Here is a 2,492-nt window from a genome sequence, read left to right as displayed (position 1 = left end):
GTTGAGACTTCAGACATCTCGCTCAACAGTCCGAGGGCCTCGCCCGTTACTCGACCGGCCTCGTCACCCGATCGGTGGCCAAATTGAAAAGCCTCGTGGTCTGCCGGGACGGCTCGCTGGTCTACCGCCAAGGCATCAGCGACGGCGCCCCGGGCGCGGTGCAGGTCAGCGACCGCTTCCACCTGTGGCAAGGGGCTGTCGAAGCGGATCGTGGATATCGTCGCCGCCCACCGCGGCTGCCTACCCGCCGCAGTACCCGAGCCCGAACCGGCACCGCCACCAGCGAACCCGGCGGGACCGTCCGACCATGCCGACACCCTAGCCCGCCGCCACGCGAGCGGCTGTTCGGTGCGGTGCACGCGGTGACCGACACCGGTCTCTCACTCAACGCCGCAGCCCGCGAGCTGGCTTGAACCGGCGCACCGTGCGCAAATACGCCCGCGACGCCGCCCCGCTACCGGACTGGCTCGGGCAACTCACGGCTGCCGGCATCCCGGCCCTGGCCAGCCTGGCCAAAGCCATCCGCGAAGACCAGCCCGCAGTCGTCCAGGGCCCCACCACCCCGTTCAACTCCGGCGTCAACGAAGGCCGCATCACCGACCTGAAGCCCAGAAGCGGATCACAGCCGGACGCGCCGGGGGCTCCGCTCCTCCGCCACCGCGTCATCCTCATGGCCCGCTCCGACGCCACTACCCGTGACGGAGCGTCACCGGCGCACGGAGACACACCTCAGCTTCGTGGCGCAAGTCGATCCGGCGGTCACCGTTCTCGATCCTGTCCCATTCGTCGACGTCGTCGCCGATGACGGGCCCTTCCAGGGTATGGGGCAGCGTCGACCACAGGTGCCAGATCGGGTCCTGGTCGCCCAGAGCGTGCAGATGCCGCTGTTCACCGGCCATCGTCGACCTGCCAGGAGGAGATGTATGACTTCTAGTTCGCCGCGGCCCGCAGCGCCTCGTCCTCGCGAACCCAGCCATACAGGTCGAGTGTGGTCTGGACATGTGCGTGTCCAGGCGGCGGGAGACTCCGGCGTCCCGGCCAGCAGAAGCGCGGTCGCGTGGCTATGGCGGAACCAGTGCAGCGTCCAGGAGGCCGGCCCGATGCCCTTCTTGCGCAGCGCGGACACCTTGTCCGTGCCCTCCCGCAGGGCGGCCAGCAGTGGCGGCCTCTACAGATTCACCAGCAGCGGCGAGCCAAGTGGGCCAGGTCCCGCAGGCCCGCTGTGACACCAGGCCCTGGCCGTATGCGCACCGGCAGTTCGCTTCGCAGCTCACTCGGCGGAACTGCCAGCATGTCCTGGGCCGCCAAACCCGATACCACCGATGCCCTGTGCCGCCCCCGTATGAGACCGTCATGCCGTTCGTTCCCTGTCGGCAGACAACCGTGCAGGCCTCGCGGCCCTCACCGGCCGCCTTTCTCTTGATCAAGCTGATTTCCTTCGTCACATCAGGGATGCCCGAGTAGTCGGTCGGGAGAGTCCCACGCGTCATGCAGGTGGCGTGTGCGGGTCTTATAGGGGAAACCCTTTCTTAAGGAAAGGGCCCACCTCCAAGGAGCGGTAGAGCGTGAGTAAGCAGTTGTTGACTCTCTCGGGGCATAGGATGGCAGCCGTTCTTACGGCTGCTGGTATCGCCGTAGGTTCTCTGGTTCTGTGGGGAGCCCCGCAGGCCACAGCAGCAGTGAATTCCTGCGATGGTCCCGATCGGGTTGCCGGGCCTCCTCCCACGGGCTCCTCAACTTGCGCACCGGTGGACCTGGCCATCGCCGAGAATGGTCCTGCTTTTGCGCGGCAGGGTGATCCCGTTGAATACAAGATCGTGGTGGCGAATTTTGGGCCTGACACGTCTTCAGGGTGGACTGTTAAAGATCCATCCCTCCCGAAGGCGCTGGTGAGGCCCCGGACTAGCACCCCGGATTGCTCCATCACGGGTAGGACGCTCACGTGTCATGGCAGCTCGCTGGAAAAGGGTCATAGCACTGCTATCACCGTTACTGGTGTCGCCGGACCCCAGGGTGAGAGGTTTACTGACTCCGTCGCCGTCAATGGTAACGAATCTGATCCGGACCTCTCAAACAACGTCTCATCGGCCAGTACTAATATTGCGCCTTCGAGTAAGGTTCGGGCGCAGCCCCGGACCGATCGCGCGGTGAAGGCCAACGGTGGCCGCGCTCATCATGGCAAGCGGTCCACCCGTTCGAGCCGCTGCTCAAAATACGGATCAACCACTCGTACCCACCGGCCCGCACACCGGGCCAGGAAGCATTAAATGCGACAACGCGACGGTATAGCTGGGCCCTTCAGGCGGAGATCGGTGAGAGAGTCGGAGACCACCGGTCTCCGCTGTCGGGCAGAGTATTTTTGTGTGCTTATGAGGTCCAGCTTTCTTTATTGCACTGAGTGAACCTCTTTCATCCTGTGCTGGAGGGTGAAATGGGCTGGTCAGCGGGGGTGGTGACGAGGCAGGGCCCCTCGTCGTTGGCGTGGTGATTCC

The 2,492-nt window shown here is 64.9% G+C and carries 2 protein-coding genes; one reads left to right on the top strand and one right to left on the bottom strand.

Annotated features, from left to right (window positions below):
• Nucleotides 1-689 precede the first annotated feature (689 nt).
• Nucleotides 690-899, bottom strand: a complete 210-nt coding sequence (locus ACZ7GZ_RS43015) for a hypothetical protein (RefSeq protein WP_471033280.1) — start codon at nucleotides 897-899, stop codon at nucleotides 690-692.
• Between the two features lie 702 nt (nucleotides 900-1,601).
• On the opposite strand from ACZ7GZ_RS43015, the gene ACZ7GZ_RS43010 reads away from it, so the two are divergent.
• A complete protein-coding gene (locus ACZ7GZ_RS43010; RefSeq protein ID WP_471033281.1) occupies nucleotides 1,602-2,267 on the top strand; it encodes a hypothetical protein in 666 nt (221 codons plus the stop codon).
• Nucleotides 2,268-2,492: the final 225 nt, after the last annotated feature.

It is taken from the genome of Streptomyces sp. NPDC037288 (genome assembly GCF_055603265.1).
Note: the sequence above shows the minus strand (reverse complement) of the source record. Positions and strands in the feature narration are given on the sequence as shown.